The organism is Streptomyces gardneri, from assembly GCF_006539185.1.
GTDB lineage: Bacteria > Actinomycetota > Actinomycetes > Streptomycetales > Streptomycetaceae > Streptomyces > Streptomyces gardneri.
The window spans coordinates 37843-54081 of sequence record NZ_BJMN01000051.1; the positions used below are offsets into that span (position 1 = coordinate 37843).

The following is a 16239-nucleotide window of genomic DNA, read 5'->3' on the forward strand; positions in this document are numbered from 1 at the left end:
CGCTCGTATCGGTAGGCACCTACCGCTGTGGTGGTCACGGGACGATGATCACGCCCTCGTCTTCCGGACTACCGACCTGCCCCTTGCACTCCTTCAGCTTCAGGATATCCACCTGATGACTGAGCGCGTTGATCGCGGCGGTCTCCTGGTCCCCGTATGCCTCATCCTTATATTCGTCGAGGTAAATTGCCGACGAAAAGCTCGCGTACGCTTCACTGAAAGCGGCACCGGCTGAGTGAAGTTTATCGATCTCGCTTCGCTGTTCGTCCGGCTGCTCCAGTGCACGCCAGCTCCCCACAAGGTGCCGCATGGACGCGGAGACCTCCTGCGCTGCGTCCGACGCAGCATTTCGATCAGTTTGCTCGGGGTTGGTCTTCCGTATGAGCGAAAGAAAAGACTCGTCCGAAGCGCGCATTTTCTGAAGAACGCCCGGAAACTCCTGCTCGCAGATCGCATCCGCCTTGGCTCGCCACTCGCTGAGACTCGGGGCCCCGCTCTCGCATCGCGTCAGGAAGAAGGCCAAGATGCCGATGACTGCCGAACAGATGCCTACCCACCAGCCGATGTGGGTCCGCAGCCTACTTCCTCGTGATTCTGTCGCAGGCTCACCACCCATGGATGCCTCCTAGATGCGGAGCACGGTTTTAGTGTCCTCCTGCATGGATGCACACGCACGCCGGCAGACGGATTCACGTTCCCCTTTCAACTGCCTGTCAAAACAAGTGGCGAGCTTGAGGTGATGACCACGCCCCGACGACCCTGCCCTCGTGCTCGATACCCGGGAGGGAAGCAGACAAGGACCGTGCGTCAGGTGGTGGCACTGTCTGCGCCACGCGGTGTCAGCGCATCCGTAAGGCGTACCTGTACGCCAACCCGTGGTGCGTGCTGTGTGGTCGTGGGGCGAACGTGGCCGACCACTTCCCGCTGTCGCGACGCGAGTTGACTCCTCTGTTTTCACAGCCTTGCCGGGGGCGCCCCAACAGGCCATCTGTCCTACGCTGTTCTTCGTGGACGAGATGCCGCAGGACCACCGCCCAGTGAGGTGTACAAGAGTTCTCCTCGCCGAGGACCAGGGCATGATGCGCGGGGCGCTGGCCCTGCTGCTCGGGATGGAGCCGGACATCGAGGTCGTCGCCCAGGTCGGGCGGGGTGACGAGATCGTGGACGCCGCGCTGCTCTCGCGGCCCGACGTGGCGCTCCTCGACATCGAGCTGCCCGGGCGCAGCGGGCTCGACGCCGCCGCCGACCTGCGCGACGAGGTGCCGGACTGCCGGGTCCTGATCCTCACGACCTTCGGCCGCCCCGGCTATCTGCGCCGGGCGATGGAGGCCGGTGCGGCGGGGTTCCTGGTGAAGGACGGGCCCGTGGAGGAGCTGGCCGAGGCGGTCCGGCAGGTCCTGCGCGGTGAGACGGTCATCGACCCGGCCCTCGCGGCCGCCGCCCTCGGCGCGGGGCCGAACCCGCTGACGGGGCGGGAGCGGGAGGCGCTCGCCGCCTCGGTGGACGGGGCGACGATCGCGGACATCGCGGCCCGGCTCCATCTGTCGGAGTCCACCGTCCGCAACTACCTGTCCTCGGCGATCGGCAAGACGTCCACCCGCAACCGCATGGAGGCGGTGCGGGCGGCACGTCAGCAGGGCTGGTTGTAGGGCGCGGCCCGGCCCCGGCGTCCTACAGGCCTTCGGTCAGGGCCGCCGACCGCTGGGCCTCGAAGTTCTTCACGTAGGCGTCGAAGACCGCCGCGTCCTCGTACTTGAGCAGCGTCTCGTCGTTGTACCTGAGCGCCGTCGTCGTGTAGGTGTGGCTGCCCGTGAAGACGATCTTCTTGTTGACTCCGCCGTAGTACGTGCCCTCGATCAGCAGGTACTTGGTGTGGGTGTCGGAGCCGCCGCGCTTGTCGTTGTCGAGCTGGTGCAGGGTGATCCGACCCTTGCCCGTCACCGGCCTGGTCAGCCAGTTGGCGACCTGTCCCATGGGCTTGTCGTCGGCGGTCCAGTTGTCGAGGGACCGGTAGACGATCTCGATGTCGCAGCCCGCTTCGGCGAGTTCCCACAGCTTCCGGGCGACCTCGGTGCGGGTGATGTGGCCCTGGGCGATGCGGATCTTCGTACGGCCGTCGGTCGTGCCGAAGCCCGTGGAGTTGCCGCCGCAGGAGTCCGGGGTGCCGACGGGCGCCACCGTCCCCAGGATGTTGACGACGGTGTCGGTGCCGGACCGGGGGAAGAAGTAGACCTTCGCCTTGCCCGCCTGGGTGTCGTGCGCGTAGTCGGCGACCTGCGGCGTCTGCCCGGCGGCGGCCGCCGCGAGGTCGGCGAAGTACTGGCCGTACGCGCCGGACAGGGCCGTGTTGCCGACGACCGTCAGCGCGTCGTTCCACCAGTCGTCGGTGTCCTGGCTCGTGAGGTTGCCGGAGCCCTGCACCACCACGTCGTCGACCGCGATGTCGCCCTTGCCCTTGGTACGGGAGAACAGGAAGAACTTGTTGTGGTTGACGTTGTCGTACGTGCCGTTCGGGTCCGTCTCCGTGGTGCCCGGGTCCAGGGCCAGGCAGGCCTCCTCCGGCTTGCAGGTCCGCACCCAGGAGTCGGGGCTGCCCGCCGGGTCCGCCAGCCGGCTCTTCAGGGTGTCGAGCCCCGTGGACCTGCTGTCGGCGTCGACGACGACCTGGACGGTGACGCCCCTCTTGTGGGCGTCGCCCAGCTTGTTCGCCAGGTACACCGACTGGAACAGGTAGAGGGAGATCCGGATGGACGATCCCGTCTCCGCGCCGTCGACGAGGCCCCCCAGGTGGGAGAGGATCCGCCCGCGCGCTGCGGCGTCGGTGCTGTTCGGTTCGTTGAACAGGGCGCCGGTGGTCACCGCCAGGACCGGCTCCGCCGACGCCGACGGCGCGACCGTCAGGCTCGCGCCGACGGCCAGGGCCAGCGCGGCCGTTCGGAACGTCCTCGCGTTCCTGCTCGTGCGCTTGCTCGCGCTCGCGCCGTTGCTCTCGCTCGTGCTCTTCTTCTTGATCGATATCACCCGGGCATTGTCACCCGGCGCGCTTGGCCTCCTTCGGGAGCCAGGCGAGCATCAGGACGGACGCCGCCACGAGGATCCCGGCCGAGACCCGGAAGGCCATGGCGTAGCCCGGGACCAGGTACGACGAGTCCGGGGTGCCGATCATGGAGTAGTCGGTGCCCGTCTCGAAGGCCGGCAGGCTGGCCGCCGCCGCGACCGTGGAGAGGACCGAGAGTCCGAGGGCGCCGCCCATCGTGCGGGAGGTGTTGACGAGGCCGGAGACGAGGCCCGCGTCGCCGGGTCCCGCGTGGGAGGTGGCGAGCGTGGCGAGCGGGGTGGTGGCCAGGCCGAGGCCCATCATCATCACGACGCCGGGGCCGAGGATCGTCCCGAGGAAGGTGCCGTCGACCGTCAGCGTCGACTGCCAGGCGAAGCCCGCCGCCCCGATGAGCGCGCCCGTCACGGCGACGTTGCGGGCGCCGAGGGCCGGCATGAGGCGCGGGGCCAGCTTGGAGCCCAGGATGACGCTGAGGGAGCTGGGGACGAGCGCGAGGCCGGCCTGGATCGGGGTGTAGCCGAGGACGTTCTGCGCGTACACCGTCATGAAGTACCACATGCCGAAGGAGCTCGAACCGCACAGCAGGATCGACACGTTGGCCGCCGACACGGCCCGGTTGCGGAAGATCTTCAGCGGCATCAGCGGGGCGGCCGTGCGCGCCTCGACGGCGACGAAGACGGCAAGGAGGACGAGGCCGCCGAGGAGCGTGAGGAGGGTGGCCGGGTCGGTCCAGCCCGCCTCCTCGGTCTGGACGATGCCGTACGCGAGGGTGGCGAGCCCGCCGGTGACGAGCACGGCGCCCGGCAGGTCGAGGTGGCGGCTGCCGGTGCCGGTGGGGCCCTCGCGGAGCCAGAGCAGCGCGGCGGCGAGGACGAGGACGCCGATGGGGACGTTGATGAGGAGGACCCAGCGCCAGGAGAGCAGGTCGACGAGGAGGCCGCCGACGAAGCCGCCCGCGGCGCCGCCCGCCGCGCCGACCGCCGTCCAGGTGCCGATGGCCCGGGTCCTGGCGGCTCCGGCCGCGACGGCGCCGGTGACGAGGGTCAGTGTGGCGGGCGAGAGGAGGGCGGCGCCGAGGCCCTGCACGGCGCGGGCGCCGATCAGGTACTGGCCCTCCGGGGCGATGCCGCCGACGACGGACGCGGCGGTGAAGAGCCCGAGCCCGAGCAGGAAGATCGCCTTCCGCCCGTAGAGGTCGGCGGCCCGGCCGCCGAGCAGCATGAAGCCGGCGAAGGCGATCGAGTAGGCGCTGAGCACCCATTGCAGCCCGAACGCGGAGAGGCCGAGGTCGGTCCGCATCGACGGCAGCGCGACGTTCACGACGGAGACGTCGAGGACGACGAGGAACTGGGCGGCGCAGGCGGTCAGGACGACCAGCCACGGGCGAGGCGTGCGAGGGGAGGAGGACGTGGCGGAATCGCTCGTGGCGGAGTCGGTCTGCGGCATGGATGTCATGGTCGCAGACCGGCCAGGACCCGTACATGGGGATTCCGCCCTACGACCTCCGTCGCACCGTCACCCCACCCCTGCGCGCCCCGCCACGACCTCCACGACGACTCCCGCCGCCCCCTACGCCTTCCGCTAGGCCTCCGCTAGGCCTTCCGCAGCAGTGTCACCACCGCCGCCCCGCCCAGGCCGATGTTGTGCGCGAGCCCGACCCGCGCCCCCGTGACCTGCCGCGCCCCCGCCTCGCCCCGCAGCTGCCACACCAGCTCCGTCGCCTGCGCGAGGCCGGTCGCGCCCAACGGGTGGCCCTTGGAGATGAGCCCGCCGGAGGGGTTCACGACCCAGCGTCCGCCGTACGTGGTGGCGCCGGACTCGACGAGCTTGCCGGAGGCGCCCTCCTCGCACATCCCGAGCGCCTCGTACGTGAGCAGTTCGTTGATCGAGAAGCAGTCGTGCAGCTCGATGACGTCGACGTCCTCGATGCCGAGCCCCGAGCGCTCGTACACCTGGCGTGCGGCGGCCCGGGACATCGGGCGGCCGACGGCGTCGATGCAGGAGCCGGAGGCGAAGGACTCGCCGGTGTCGGTGGTCATCGCCTGGGCGGCGATCTCCACCGCCCGCCCCCGCAGCCCGTGCTCCTCGACGAACCGCTCGGAGACGACGACGGCCGCCGCCGCGCCGTCGGAGGTGGGCGAGCACTGGAGCTTGGTGAGCGGCCGGTGGACTGTCCTGGCGGCGAGGATCTCGTCGACCGTGTAGACGTCCTGGAACTGGGCGTTGGGGTTGTTCGCCGAGTGCTGGTGGTTCTTGGCTCCGACGGCCGCGAGCTGCACCTCGGTCGTCCCGTACCGCTCCATGTGCTCGCGGGCCGCGTTGCCGAAGATCTGCGCGGTGGGCGGGGACATCTCGAAGCCGTGGGCGGCGGCCATGATGCCGTAGTGCCGGGCGACCGGCGAGGTCTTGAAGTCGTTCTCGCCCGCCGATCCGCCGCCGCCGAGCGAGCCCCGGGCCATCTTCTCGAAGCCGAGGGCGAGGACGCAGTCGGCGAGGCCGCCCTCGACGAACTGGCGGGCGGTCATGAGGGCGGTGGAGCCGGTCGCGCAGTTGTTGTTGAGGTTGTAGACGGGGATGCCGGTCAGGCCCAGTTCGTACACGGCCCGCTGGCCCGCCGTGGAGGCCTGGAAGCAGTAGCCGACGGCAGCCTGTTCCACGCTCTCGTACGGGATTCCCGCGTCGGCGAGGGCTGCGGTGCCCGCCTCCTTCGCCATGTCCCAGTACTGCCAGTCCCGGGTCTCCGGCTTCTCGAACTTGGTCATCCCGACTCCGACGACATACGCCTTCGTGGCCATCGCGGGTCCCCCTCAGTCTCTCGGCAGGCCGAGCAGGCGCTCGGCGACGACATTGAGCTGTACTTGCGTGGTACCGCCCGCGATGGTGAGGCATCGGGACATGAGCATTCCGTGCAGCGCCCGTTCGCCGGGGCCCTCGCGCAAGGCGCCCTCGGCGCCGAGGAGTTCGAGGGTGAGTTCGGCGACCTTCTGCTGGTGGAGGGTCTGGACGAGCTTGCGTACGCTGGCGCCCGCGCCCGGTTCGAGGCCGGAGACCTGGAGCAGGGTGGTGCGCAGGCCGATGCAGGCGAGGGCGTGCGCCTCGGCGACGAGGCCCCCGATGCGGGCCCGGACGGAGCTGTCGTGCTGCGCGGCCCGCTCGATGAGGGCTTCGAGGCCGGTGTCGAAGGCGACCTGGTCGGCCATGTGGACGCGTTCGTTGCCGAGGGTGTTGCGGGCGACCCGCCAGCCGTCGTCCACCGCGCCGACGACGGCGTCGGCGGGGAGGATCGCGTCGTCGAACCAGACCTCGTTGAAGAGGGAGTCCCCGGTGATCTCCTTGAGCGGCCGGATGTCGATGCCGGGGGTGTTCCGCATGTCGACGAGGAAGTAGGTCAGCCCCTTGTGCTTGGGGGCGGCGGGGTCGGTGCGGGCGAGCAGGATGCCGTGGTGGGCCCACTGGGCGGCGCTCGTCCACACCTTCTGTCCGGTGATCCGCCAGCTGCCGTCCTCGGTGCGCTCGGCGCGGGTGCGGAGGGAGGCGAGGTCGGAGCCGGCGCCCGGTTCGGAGAAGAGCTGGCACCAGAGCCGCTCGCCGCGCAGGGTCGGCCCGAGGTGCGTCTCCTGCTGCTGAGGGGTGCCGTAGGCGAGGAGCGAGGGGACGACCCAGGCGCCGATCCCGAGCCCGGGAAGGGCGATCCCGGCCGCCTCCAACTCCTTCTGCACGGCGAGCTGTCGGAGCGGGTCGGCGCCGAGTCCGTACGGCTCCGGGAGGTGCGGGGCCGCGTAGCCGGTGGGGGCGAGGGCGCGCCGGGCGGCGGCCGGTTCGAGCCCGACGGCGGGGGCGACGGCCTCGCGGGCCTCCCTCCGGTACGCGTCGGCCTCGGGCGGCAGGTCGAGGCGGAGGCCGCGCCGGACGCCGTCGGCGGCGTACCGCAGGGCGGCGAGGCGGTGGTGGTCGCCGGCGCCGAGGAGCTGGCGGGCGACGACGGCGCGGCGGAGCAGGAGGTGGGCGTCGTGCTCCCAGGTGAAGCCGATGCCGCCGAGGATCTGGATGCAGTCCTTGGCGCAGGTGTAGGCGGCGTCGAGGGCGGTGGCGGCGGCGAGCGCGGCGGTGAGGGAGCGGGCCTCGTCGTCGCCGGCGCGGGCGGCGTCCCAGGTGAGGGCGCGGGCCTGTTCGAGCCGGACGAGCATGTCGGCGCAGAGGTGTTTGACGCCCTGGAACTGTCCGATGGGCCGCCCGAACTGTTCGCGGGTACGGGCGTGTTCGGCGGCGGTGTCGACGGCGCGGGCGGCGGTTCCGCACGCGTCGGCGGCGAGGAGGACGGCGGCGAGGTCCCGTACGAGGCCGGAGTCGAGGGCGAGTTCGCGCGCGGCGGGCACGTGTGCGGCGCGGGCGGTGATCTCGCCGGTGGGCCGGGTCGGGTCGGCGCTCTCGTGGGCCCGGACGGCGAGCCCTTCGGTGTCCGCGACGTCCACGGCGAGCCAGACGGAGCCGTCGGCGGTGGCCGCCCTGAGGATCACGAGCCCGGCCTGGCCGCCGCCGAGGACGGGGGGCGGGGCGCCGTCGAGGAGCCAGCCGCTCGCGGTGCGGACGGCGGCGAGGCTGCCCGTGCCCCCGAGGGCGACGGCCGCGATCCGCTCCCCGCCGGCGATCGAGGCGGCCAACTCCCCCTGTCCGGCGCGGTGGAGGACCTCGGCGGCGAGGACGGAGGGCAGGTAAGGACCGGGCAGCAGCGCCCGGGCGGCCTCCTCCACGACGACGGCGAGGTCTCCGAGACCGCCGCCCCCGCCGCCGTGCTCCTCGGGGAGATGGAGCCCGAGGAGCCCTTGCGCGACGGCCGCGTCCCAGTAGGCGGGCCGGCCCGCGGCGGCGGCGGGGACGTCCAGGTGTTTGCGGACCTCTTCGGGAGGTACGGCGCGGGTGAGCCAGCCGCGGACGGATCGGGCGAGCTCCCGCTGTTCGTGCGTGATGGCGATGCCCATGCGCCGCAGACTAGAACACGTTCCATTCTGACGGAAGGTCAGATACGGATCGGATCCGGGTGGTCGGGGCGGACCGACGAAATCGCCCGGTGTCGCCGGGACTTCGGTCGCCTGAAAGGATGCTTCCGTTTCGCCTGCCTTCGATGACGGGAAGCAACATGAGCGACAGTCGGCTGAATCGGCGCACTTTCCTTTCCTTGAGCGGCGTGACCGCACTCTCCGTCGCGGGTATCGGAGCGGGAGCCGGGCCCGCGAGCGCGGCGGACGGTCTGCCGGCGTCCCCGCTGATCAGGGTCGAGGGCAACACGGGCCCGGCCTACTTCCGCGAGGTGGCCGTGCACGAGGGCACCGTCATCCAGTCCATCGGGTTCGACAACGTCAACCGTCGGCTCTACTACGCCCAGCTCATCGGCGGCGGCCGTCAGCTGGCGGGGGAGTCGGCGCCCCTCTCCGGTGGCACCCGCGATCTGCACGGCGACCTCGCGATCACCGAGTGGACCCTCGGCGCCGACGCCGCGGACGGCGGCGGCACCGGCCGGATCACGGGCTACATGTATCTGCGCGGCTTCGGGCACGGCGTCGGATTCGGCGTCGAGCCGTCCGGCACCAGCACCTACCTGTGGACCGAGGTCGACGCCGTCCAGGACACCGCGAACGAGACGAGCCGGGGCCGGCGGCTGTGCCGTTTCAAGTTCGCCTCCTCCAGCACGCCGCTGGACGCCACCAGCACCTCGCTCCAGAAGTTCACCCCCGTACCGGGCAGCGTGAACAACACCGCGAGCATCGACCCGATCAACAACCGGCTGGTGGTCCGGTACAGCCTGAACGGGATGCACTACCGGATCTACGATCTGGCCAAGGCCCGCGCGGGGGACTTCGGCACTCCGCTGGCGGAGATCGCCGAGCCCGCGATCTCGATCGACCGCAACCGCTTCGGCAAGCCGTCGTTCCAGGGATACGCGGTGGCCGGGCAGTACCTGTACATGCTGCACGGCAATTCCTACGGCTACACCCAGGACCACGACGACAACCCGTCGACGCCCAAGATCGTCATATCTCCGCCGGGCGAAGGCAACACCCATCTGACCTCGGTCGACCTGAACACCGGGAGCATCGTCACGACGTTCCACTCCAAGGCCGGCTACACCCTGCCGTTCCGTGAGCCCGAGGGCCTGGCCATCCAGATCCCCCAGGCGTCCCGACCCGACGTGTTCCGCCTCTGCATGGGCTTCGCCTCGGGAGAGACACCGGGGCAGCGCGAGGCGTCGGTCTACTACAAGGACTCCCTGATCCAGCTCTGACCCCGCCGGCGCCGCAGCGAGTTCAGGAGCCGGGACCGGCCACGGGACCGCCCCCGGGGCCGAACCGGCGCCGGTACTCCGACGGGGCGAGGCCCGTCTCGCGGCGCATCAGGGCCCGCAGGTGCGCCGTCGTGCCGAGCCCGCTGCTCCGCGCGACCGCGTCGAGACGCACCTCGCCCCGCTCGATGAGCCGGCAGGCCAGGGCGACCCGCTCCCCCGTGAGCCAGGCCAGCGGCGTCGTACCCAACTGCGCCCGGAAGCGGCGGTGCAGGGTCGCGGGGCTGACGGCGGCGCGGGCGGCCAGGACGGCGACCGTCAGGGGCTCGTCGAGGCGCTGCTGCGCCCAGGCCAGGACGGGAGCGAGGGACTCGTCGGGGATCTCGGGCACGGGCCGCTCGACGAACTGCCGCTGCCCGCCGTCCCGGTGCGCCGCGAAGACGAGGCGCCGGCTGACGGCGTTGGCGATCTCGGCGCCGTGGTCCCGCCGGACGACGTGCAGCCCGAGGTCGAGCGCGGCGGCGCTGCCGGCGGCGGTGAGGATGTCGCCGTCGTCGACGAACAGCACGTCCTCTTCGAGGATCACGGCAGGGAAGCGCTCCCGGAAGGAGTCCGCCCACTGCCAGTGCGCGGTGGCCCGCCGTCCGTCCAGCACCCCGGCCTCGGCGAGCGTGAAGGCGCCGCTGCAGAAGCCGACGAGGCGCGCGCCGCGCGCGTGCGCCCGCCGGACGGCGGCGAGCACGGCCGGGCGGCGCGGCACCTCGACGTCCGGGCGATTGGGGACGATCACGGTGTCCGCCACCTCGGTCGCCTCCAGGCCGGCGACGCCGGAGAGGGTGAAGAAGCCGTCCCTCATGAGGGTGTCCGGCTCGGGCGAGCAGAGACGGAAGTCGTACAGCTCACGACCGAGTTCGGGGCGTCGCAGGCCGAAGAGCTCGGTGGCGCAGCCGAGCTCGAAGGGGTTCGAGTTGGCGTCGACGATCACGACGACCCGGTGGAGACCGTCGGCGGAGGCTCCCCGCGGGGATGCGTACGGCATGGGCGATCCCTCGCACTCGCCCGGATGACCGGCGGCCACTAGTTGATCTTGAGGAGCTCCACGTCGAAGACGAGCGTGGCCTTGGGCGGAATCACGCCCGGTACACCCATGTCGCCGTAGCCGTAGTCGGAGGTGATCGTCAGCGTGGCACGCTCGCCCAGCGACATCTGGGGGACGCCCTCGTCCCAGCCCTGGATGAGCTGGCCGACACCGATCTGGCTGACGAACGGCTCACCCCGGTCCCGGGACGAGTCGAACTTCTTCCCGTTCTTCGCCAGCGTGCCCGTGTAGTGCATCGTCACCACGTCGCCGGGCTCGGGGAAGTTCTCGCCGTCCCCGGCCTCGATGACTTCTCGCGTGACTCCCATGGTGTTCCTCTTCTCGGCTGTGCGCGGTCATGGCGGATATGTAGCGATGGCGACGATACGTACCTGCGAGGATTCTTGCGACCTGTGCGATTCCTGGCACTCACGCGGCCCGCACTCCACCGGCGACGATCACCGTATGAGCAAAGGCAACGATCCCCTCGCCCTCGACCGGGCCCTGGCCTCCTTCGACGACCTGTGGAGCCCCCGCATCGTGACGCACGTCAACGACTACGACGTCCGCGTCGCCAAGGTCGCGGGCGAGCACGTCTGGCACGCCCACGACCACACCGACGAGTTCTTCCTCGTCCTCGACGGCGAGCTGCACCTCGCCCTGCGCGAGCCGACGGGGGAACGCACGGTCCGGCTCCCCCGGGGCTCGGTCTTCACCGTCCCGCGCGGCACGGAGCACAAGCCGTACGCCCCCGCCGGCGCGGCCATCCTCATGTTCGAACCCACGGGGACCTCGACGGTCGGCGACCGCCACGACGACCTTCCGGGACACGTCGACGCGACGACAGGGCACGCGCTCGACGCCTGACTCCCGGAGGCCGCTCGGCTACTTCTCCCAGGCCGCGGCACCGCGCAGGAGATGGTGGTCGGACAGCCCCGACGTGCAGGGCAGGGCGTCGCCCTGCACGGTCTTGAACCACTCGTAGCTCAGGAAGAGGTAGTCGATCTTGCTGTTCTCGGTCGTGTGCGCCGAGCAGGCCGTGCTGGCGGTCTCCTCACCGCTGCGGCAGCGGACCGCCGTCTCGGGGCAGTCGACGCTCACCGTGAACTCCTCCTTGTCGTTCTCGTCGACCTCCTGGAACCGGCCGGTCGAACCCGTCCCGTGGTTGTAGAGGGCGTTCATGTCGGCGTGCTCGGGCAGCTGGTTGAAGTCTCCCGCGAGGACGGCGGGCTCGCCGTCCTGCCGGGCGGCCTCGACGAGCTCGGCCACCTTGGGCACCTGGAGAGCCGTGGTCGCGTCGTGGAAGTCGATGTGGGTGTTGCAGGCGCGGGCCGTCCGGCCGTCCAGGGCCGTCTGGGCACACAGGAGGATGCGGTCCTCCGTCGGGGCCGTGGGCACCTCGGGGAGGAACGTCACGGTCCGGGTGCCGGGGACGACCGAGCCCTGGCCCTTCGAGAAGATCGCGAGCCCGAAGCGACGGTCGACCGGGTCCCACTGGTCACAGCCGGAGGCGGAGGCCAGCGACGACCCCCACACCGTGTCGTAGGAAGCCTTTCCGGCGCGCTGGGCCGGGGCCAGGGCGTCACGGATCAGCTTCCACTGGCCGTAACAGAGCTCCTGGAGCATGACCAGGTCGGAGTCCCAGGTGTCGACCTCCGCGACGAGACCGGACACCCACGCGGCCTTGACCGCCGTCTTCTCGGCCTCCGTCCCCGTCCCCACCGGGAGGGGGCACTTCGCCCCGCACACGTTGTACGAGATGAAGCGCAGCGGCTTCGCGGTCTCCGGGGTGACCTCGTCGGCCTGGGCGGACCCCGTCCCGGCGGTGAGCAGCAGACCTATCGAGAAGAGCGCGGCGAGCAGCGCTCTGAACGACGCGCGCATGGGCACGTCCTTTCATGATCGGCAACGGACGGCGCATCCTCGCACGGCCGCCCGCGTCCCGGGGCGCTGTCAGTGGGGCCTGTCACGATGCCCACAGCACGCGAAAGAACGCGAACAGAGGGAATGAACACACCATGGGCACCTGGGACATCGGACCTTTCGACAGCGACACCGCCGCGGACTTCTCGTACCGCGTGGACGAGGCCCCGGCGGAAAAGCGCGCGGAGGTGCTGCGCGAGGCCTTCCAGGAGGTGACCTCGACCGGCGACGACGAATTCCTGGACTCGTACTTCGCGGTGAAGGCCGTCGCCTCGGCGGCGCTGGTCGCCGCGCAGTGCCCGGGCGGCGACCCGGTCACGACCGCGTACGGCCCGAAGCAGCCCCTTCCCGAACTCCCGGTGGAACTCCGCCCGCTGGCCGTCGCCGCCCTCGACCGCGTACTCGGCCCGGAGTCGGAGCTCCTGGAGCTGTGGGAGGAGTCGGACGGCGAGGAATGGAAGGCGGGCATACGGAAGCTCCGGGCGGTCCTGGACGGAGCGAACACGGGGTCGGACTCGTCAGTCGGTGAGCCGAGGTGAGAGCAGGGCGGAGAACTCCTGGTCGGAAATCTGGACGCCTCCCCCGCCGAACCGCTCCCACGCCTGCGCCCGCTGAAGAACGTGAATCGGCACATCAAACGCCATACGGAATACGGCGATGAAAGAAATGACGCCGAACGCCGGACCCAACTTGGCCATGGAAAGCAAGGCCAACTCCACTGCGCCCTTGCCTTCCGCGTGAGCCACCCTCAGCTCGTCGGCCACCTTTGCCAGATCACTCACCCTGCACCTGGCCTCCCGCTCCATCCTGCGCGGCAGGCCGGCGCAGGGCGAGGACGATGCTCGTGACGGTGGCGCCGACGGCGGTGACCGCGAGGACGAGGAGCCCGGGGTTGACCCACGGCGGGACGACCTCCTCGCCGTGGCACACCAGGCTCACGGGCAGCGCGCTGCTGGAGTCGGGGACGACCATCGCCCCCGCGTTGAACCAGCACGCGTCCTCGGGCTGGAGGAACGGCAGATACGACAGCCCGTACAGGTGCAGCGCGCCACCGGCGAGGTAGGCGAGCCCGGCGGTCCAGGCGGCCTTCCTGACGGGTGTGCGGCGGGCGCGGGGCAGCTGGGGCTCGGGCAGCGCGTCGCCCCGCCGGGCCCGGACCAGCCCGACGTAGGTGATCCCCGCCCAGGCCGGCAGGCCGATGGCGAGGATCATCGTCCCTATGAGGGTCGCCACGGTCAGCGCCCGCCGATGCGCCCCTCGGCGGCGGCCCGCACGAAGGCCGTGAAGGCGGCGGGAGTGGAGAGGAAGGCGGGGCCTTCGGGGTTCTTGGAGTCACGGACGGCGATGTGGGCGGTGAGGTCGGCGACTTCGATGCACTCGCCGCCGTTGGGACCGCTGAACGAGGACTTGCGCCAGGCGGCGGTGCCGAGGGGGGCGCACTCGATGCAGTCGCCGCCATCGGGGCCGCTGTAGGACGACTTACGCCACCTCAGGTCCTGACTGGTGCCCATACCGTTCCTCCATCACGCGTTTGATCAGCGCTGCCGAGTCCTCGCGGGAGAGGGCCGTGGCTTGCAGCCGAGCGTAACTGACGGACCGCTCCCTGATCGATTGCGGATCAGCCGCCATATGCCCCCCGCCGTACACCGGCGCGTAGAAGAGGTCCGGGTCATCTTCAAAGCGCAGGAGGTTGAACGAACCCAGCAAGCCCGGATGCTGGCCGACTGCGAATGGCAGCACCTGGACCTGCACCCACGGGTGGTCGCGAAAGCCCAACAGGTGGGCGAGTTGGGTCCGCATGACCTCCGCCCCGCCGATCTCCCGGTGCAGCACCGCCTCGTCGAGGACGACGCACAGCACCGGCGGGTGCTCCCGCTCCAGGATGCGCTGGCGTTCCATCCGGGCCGCCACCATCTCGTCCAGCCGCACCGGGCTGTCGACGCCCAGCACAGCCCTCGCGTACGCGGGCGTCTGGAGCAAGCCGTAGACCAACTGCGACTGGTACGTCGAGATGTACGTCGCCTTCGCCTCCATCTCCGCATACGCCTGGAACCACGTCGGCAACTGGCTCTTCAGAACCAACCCCACCAGCCGTGTGAACACCCCGCCCGTCATCAGCGCCGCGTCCAGCCGTTCCGAGAACTGGCGGGTCGGCACCTTCTTCGCCGTCTCTATCTGGCCCACGAGGGAGGCCGTGCAGTAGAGGATCGAGCCCAGCTGCGCCTGGCCGAGGCCCGCCTCCTCTCTCAGGCGGCGGAGTTCGGATCCGTAGTAGTCCAGCGGCGAGGCGCTGGGATCCAGGTTGCGGATGTTGACCACGGCGAGGTCACCCCCAAGCTCACGCGGTGAGGCGTTGCGTTCAGTCCGTAGCCGAGCGTAACGACGCCGCCCCACCCTGGTGGCATGAATCACGCAACTGACCTCTATCCTCCGGTACTTGCCACCAGCTACCGGATGGGGTTCACCGTCGGTGAGCACTCCGCCGGTCACATGCGCCGCATCCTGCGCATCTTCCTCACCCGCTGGGAGCTCGACCGGCTGTCCGATTCCGCCACGCTCGCGCTCACCGAGCTCGTCGCCAACGTCGTCCGGCACGTGCCCGGCCGGCGCTGCTCCGTCCTGATGCTGCGGGAGCCGTACGGGCTGCGGGTGGAGGTCGCGGATGCCGTCCCCGGGGTCGTGATCGCGAAGCTCGCCGGTCCGCTGGAGGAGCGCGGGCGGGGGCTCGCGCTGGTGGAGGCGGTGACGGACCGCTGGGGGGTCGACGGGACGGCCACGGGGAAGACGGTGTGGTTCGAGTGCGACGCGGAGGGCGCGCCGGGGCACGCGTAGGGCACGATAGGCGCCCGTAACCGCGTACTCGCCAGTAGGAGCCCATCATGTCCGTGCCCGCGCCCGAGATCCTTGCCGCCTTCGAGGCCGCGAAGGGCTTCATGCCCGTCGGGGAGGGCCTCGCGCTGTACGAGGCTGCCGCGGAGGCCGCGAAGCTCGGGCTGCCGCTCCTGGAGGTCGGGACCTACTGCGGGCGGTCCACGATCCTGCTCGCGGACGTGGCCCGGCAGGCGGGGACGGTCGCGGTGACCGTGGACCACCACCGGGGCAGCGAGGAGCAGCAGCCGGGGTGGGAGTACCACGACCCGACCGTGGTCGACCCTGAGGTGGGGCTGATGGACACCCTGCCGACCTTCCGCCGGACCCTGCACAAGGCAGGGCTCGAAGAGCACGTCGTCGCGGTCGTCGGCCGGTCGCCGCTGGTCGCGAAGGCGTGGGGCGGGCAGCTCGGCCTGGTCTTCATCGACGGCGGGCACACCGACGAGCACGCCACGAACGACTACGAGGGCTGGGCCCCCAAGGTCGCCCCCGGGGGCCTGCTCGTCATCCACGACGTCTTCCCGAACCCGGAGGACGGCGGCCAGGCCCCGTACCGGATCTACCTCCGCGCCCTGGAGTCGGGCGACTTCGACGAGGTCTCGGTCACCGACTCGCTGCGGGTCCTGCGCCGCCGCTGACGCCCCGGCCGGTATGGACCTGGACGGCCCGTCCCGCACGGCCGCAGGATTGTCCCCACGCGCACACGACGGGGGGACTGTGTCATGAGCAAGCCGCCGGTTCTGACCATGGGGCTCGGGATCCTTCTGCTCCTCATGACCTTCAACAGCCTGGGGACTCCCCACTGCGACGGGGAGGAGATGTCCCCGGGCGACGCGTGCACGACGGTTCGCCGCACCGGCGCCCACTCCCGCACGTACGAGGAGATGAAGGCGTTCAGCGTCGGCGAGGGTGTGATGCTCGGCCTGGGCGCCACGGCCCTCGTCGGCGGGGCCGTCTGGCTCGTCGCCCTGCGGAGGCGTACGCGGTAGGTACGCGGCAGGCGGGACGGCCCGTCGGCCGCCCCCTCCTCGG

General features: G+C 70.9%; 19 protein-coding genes. 7 read left to right on the forward strand and 12 right to left on the reverse strand.

The annotated features are described in order from the left end of the window. Nucleotides 1-34: 34 nt before the first annotated feature. Entirely contained in the window at nt 35-616 is a 582-nt protein-coding gene (locus SGA01_RS33075) for a hypothetical protein (RefSeq protein WP_141301243.1), read from the reverse strand. Between the two features lie 400 nt (nt 617-1016). Here SGA01_RS33075 and SGA01_RS33085 point away from each other — a divergent pair, with 400 nt between their 5' ends. After that, nucleotides 1017-1649, forward strand: a complete 633-nt coding sequence (locus SGA01_RS33085; RefSeq protein ID WP_141301308.1) for a response regulator transcription factor — start codon at nt 1017-1019, stop codon at nt 1647-1649. Nucleotides 1650-1671: 22 nt separating this feature from the next. Here the strand turns inward: SGA01_RS33085 and SGA01_RS33090 are convergent, their stop codons facing one another. The 4 genes from SGA01_RS33090 to SGA01_RS33105 all read right to left on the reverse strand — a co-directional run bounded on the left by SGA01_RS33090 (nt 1672) and on the right by SGA01_RS33105 (nt 8037). Further along, entirely contained in the window at nt 1672-3021 is a 1350-nt protein-coding gene (locus SGA01_RS33090) for a phospholipase D-like domain-containing protein (protein WP_141301245.1), read from the reverse strand. A gap of 10 nt (nt 3022-3031) precedes the next feature. Further along, nucleotides 3032-4513: an MFS transporter gene (locus SGA01_RS33095; protein WP_141301247.1), complete on the reverse strand. Its 1482-nt coding sequence runs from the start codon at nt 4511-4513 to the stop codon at nt 3032-3034. Nucleotides 4514-4650: 137 nt separating this feature from the next. Then, a complete protein-coding gene (locus SGA01_RS33100) occupies nt 4651-5853 on the reverse strand; it encodes a lipid-transfer protein (RefSeq protein ID WP_141301249.1) in 1203 nt (400 codons plus the stop codon). Between the two features lie 12 nt (nt 5854-5865). Then, the gene (locus SGA01_RS33105; RefSeq protein WP_141301251.1) at nt 5866-8037 is read right to left on the reverse strand and encodes an acyl-CoA dehydrogenase family protein; all 2172 of its coding nucleotides are present in this window, start codon (nt 8035-8037) and stop codon (nt 5866-5868) included. Nucleotides 8038-8243: 206 nt separating this feature from the next. Here SGA01_RS33105 and SGA01_RS33110 point away from each other — a divergent pair, with 206 nt between their 5' ends. Next, nucleotides 8244-9338 (forward strand): phage baseplate protein, encoded by a 1095-nt coding sequence (locus SGA01_RS33110; RefSeq protein WP_229917566.1) that lies wholly within the window; start codon nt 8244-8246, stop codon nt 9336-9338. A 22-nt stretch (nt 9339-9360) separates the two neighbouring features. On the opposite strand, the gene SGA01_RS33115 is transcribed toward SGA01_RS33110, so the two are convergent. Both SGA01_RS33115 and SGA01_RS33120 read right to left on the reverse strand, forming a co-directional pair. After that, complete coding sequence (locus tag SGA01_RS33115; RefSeq protein WP_141301253.1) at nt 9361-10374, reverse strand: GlxA family transcriptional regulator; 1014 nt, start codon at nt 10372-10374, stop codon at nt 9361-9363. A gap of 38 nt (nt 10375-10412) precedes the next feature. Beyond that, entirely contained in the window at nt 10413-10742 is a 330-nt protein-coding gene (locus SGA01_RS33120) for an FKBP-type peptidyl-prolyl cis-trans isomerase (RefSeq protein ID WP_141301255.1), read from the reverse strand. Nucleotides 10743-10878: 136 nt separating this feature from the next. Here SGA01_RS33120 and SGA01_RS33125 point away from each other — a divergent pair, with 136 nt between their 5' ends. After that, nucleotides 10879-11280 (forward strand): cupin domain-containing protein, encoded by a 402-nt coding sequence (locus SGA01_RS33125; protein WP_141301257.1) that lies wholly within the window; start codon nt 10879-10881, stop codon nt 11278-11280. An 18-nt stretch (nt 11281-11298) separates the two neighbouring features. Here SGA01_RS33125 and SGA01_RS33130 read toward each other — a convergent pair whose 3' ends face one another. Further along, entirely contained in the window at nt 11299-12297 is a 999-nt protein-coding gene (locus tag SGA01_RS33130) for an endonuclease/exonuclease/phosphatase family protein (protein WP_141301259.1), read from the reverse strand. 134 nt (nt 12298-12431) lie between these two features. Between SGA01_RS33130 and SGA01_RS33135 the strand changes: the two genes are divergently transcribed. After that, on the forward strand, nt 12432-12875 hold the full coding sequence (locus tag SGA01_RS33135; protein ID WP_141301261.1) for a DUF4259 domain-containing protein: 444 nt from the start codon (nt 12432-12434) through the stop codon (nt 12873-12875). On the opposite strand, the gene SGA01_RS33140 is transcribed toward SGA01_RS33135, so the two are convergent. Genes SGA01_RS33140 through SGA01_RS33155 form a run of 4 tightly spaced genes read right to left on the reverse strand, consistent with a single transcriptional unit; the run spans nt 12855 to nt 14655 of the window. Continuing rightward, nucleotides 12855-13118: a hypothetical protein gene (locus SGA01_RS33140; protein ID WP_141301263.1), complete on the reverse strand. Its 264-nt coding sequence runs from the start codon at nt 13116-13118 to the stop codon at nt 12855-12857. The two genes, SGA01_RS33135 and SGA01_RS33140, sit on opposite strands and share 21 nt — an antisense overlap. Next, entirely contained in the window at nt 13111-13569 is a 459-nt protein-coding gene (locus SGA01_RS33145) for a hypothetical protein (protein WP_141301265.1), read from the reverse strand. The genes SGA01_RS33140 and SGA01_RS33145 overlap by 8 nt, the downstream gene beginning before the upstream one ends. A 2-nt stretch (nt 13570-13571) precedes the next feature. Beyond that, nucleotides 13572-13847 carry a DUF397 domain-containing protein gene (locus SGA01_RS33150; RefSeq protein WP_141301267.1) on the reverse strand — a complete coding sequence of 92 codons (276 nt, stop codon included), beginning with the start codon at nt 13845-13847 and terminating at the stop codon, nt 13572-13574. After that, complete coding sequence (locus SGA01_RS33155) at nt 13816-14655, reverse strand: helix-turn-helix domain-containing protein (RefSeq protein ID WP_141301269.1); 840 nt, start codon at nt 14653-14655, stop codon at nt 13816-13818. Before SGA01_RS33155 ends, SGA01_RS33150 begins: the two co-directional genes overlap by 32 nt. Before the next feature lie 84 nt (nt 14656-14739). Between SGA01_RS33155 and SGA01_RS33160 the strand changes: the two genes are divergently transcribed. The 3 genes from SGA01_RS33160 to SGA01_RS33170 all read left to right on the forward strand — a co-directional run bounded on the left by SGA01_RS33160 (nt 14740) and on the right by SGA01_RS33170 (nt 16196). After that, a complete protein-coding gene (locus tag SGA01_RS33160) occupies nt 14740-15168 on the forward strand; it encodes an ATP-binding protein (RefSeq protein WP_167534234.1) in 429 nt (142 codons plus the stop codon). 47 nt (nt 15169-15215) lie between these two features. Then, nucleotides 15216-15845: a class I SAM-dependent methyltransferase gene (locus tag SGA01_RS33165; protein ID WP_141301271.1), complete on the forward strand. Its 630-nt coding sequence runs from the start codon at nt 15216-15218 to the stop codon at nt 15843-15845. Between the two features lie 84 nt (nt 15846-15929). Further along, nucleotides 15930-16196, forward strand: coding sequence for a hypothetical protein (locus tag SGA01_RS33170; protein WP_141301273.1), 267 nt, complete (start codon nt 15930-15932; stop codon nt 16194-16196). Nucleotides 16197-16239: the final 43 nt, after the last annotated feature.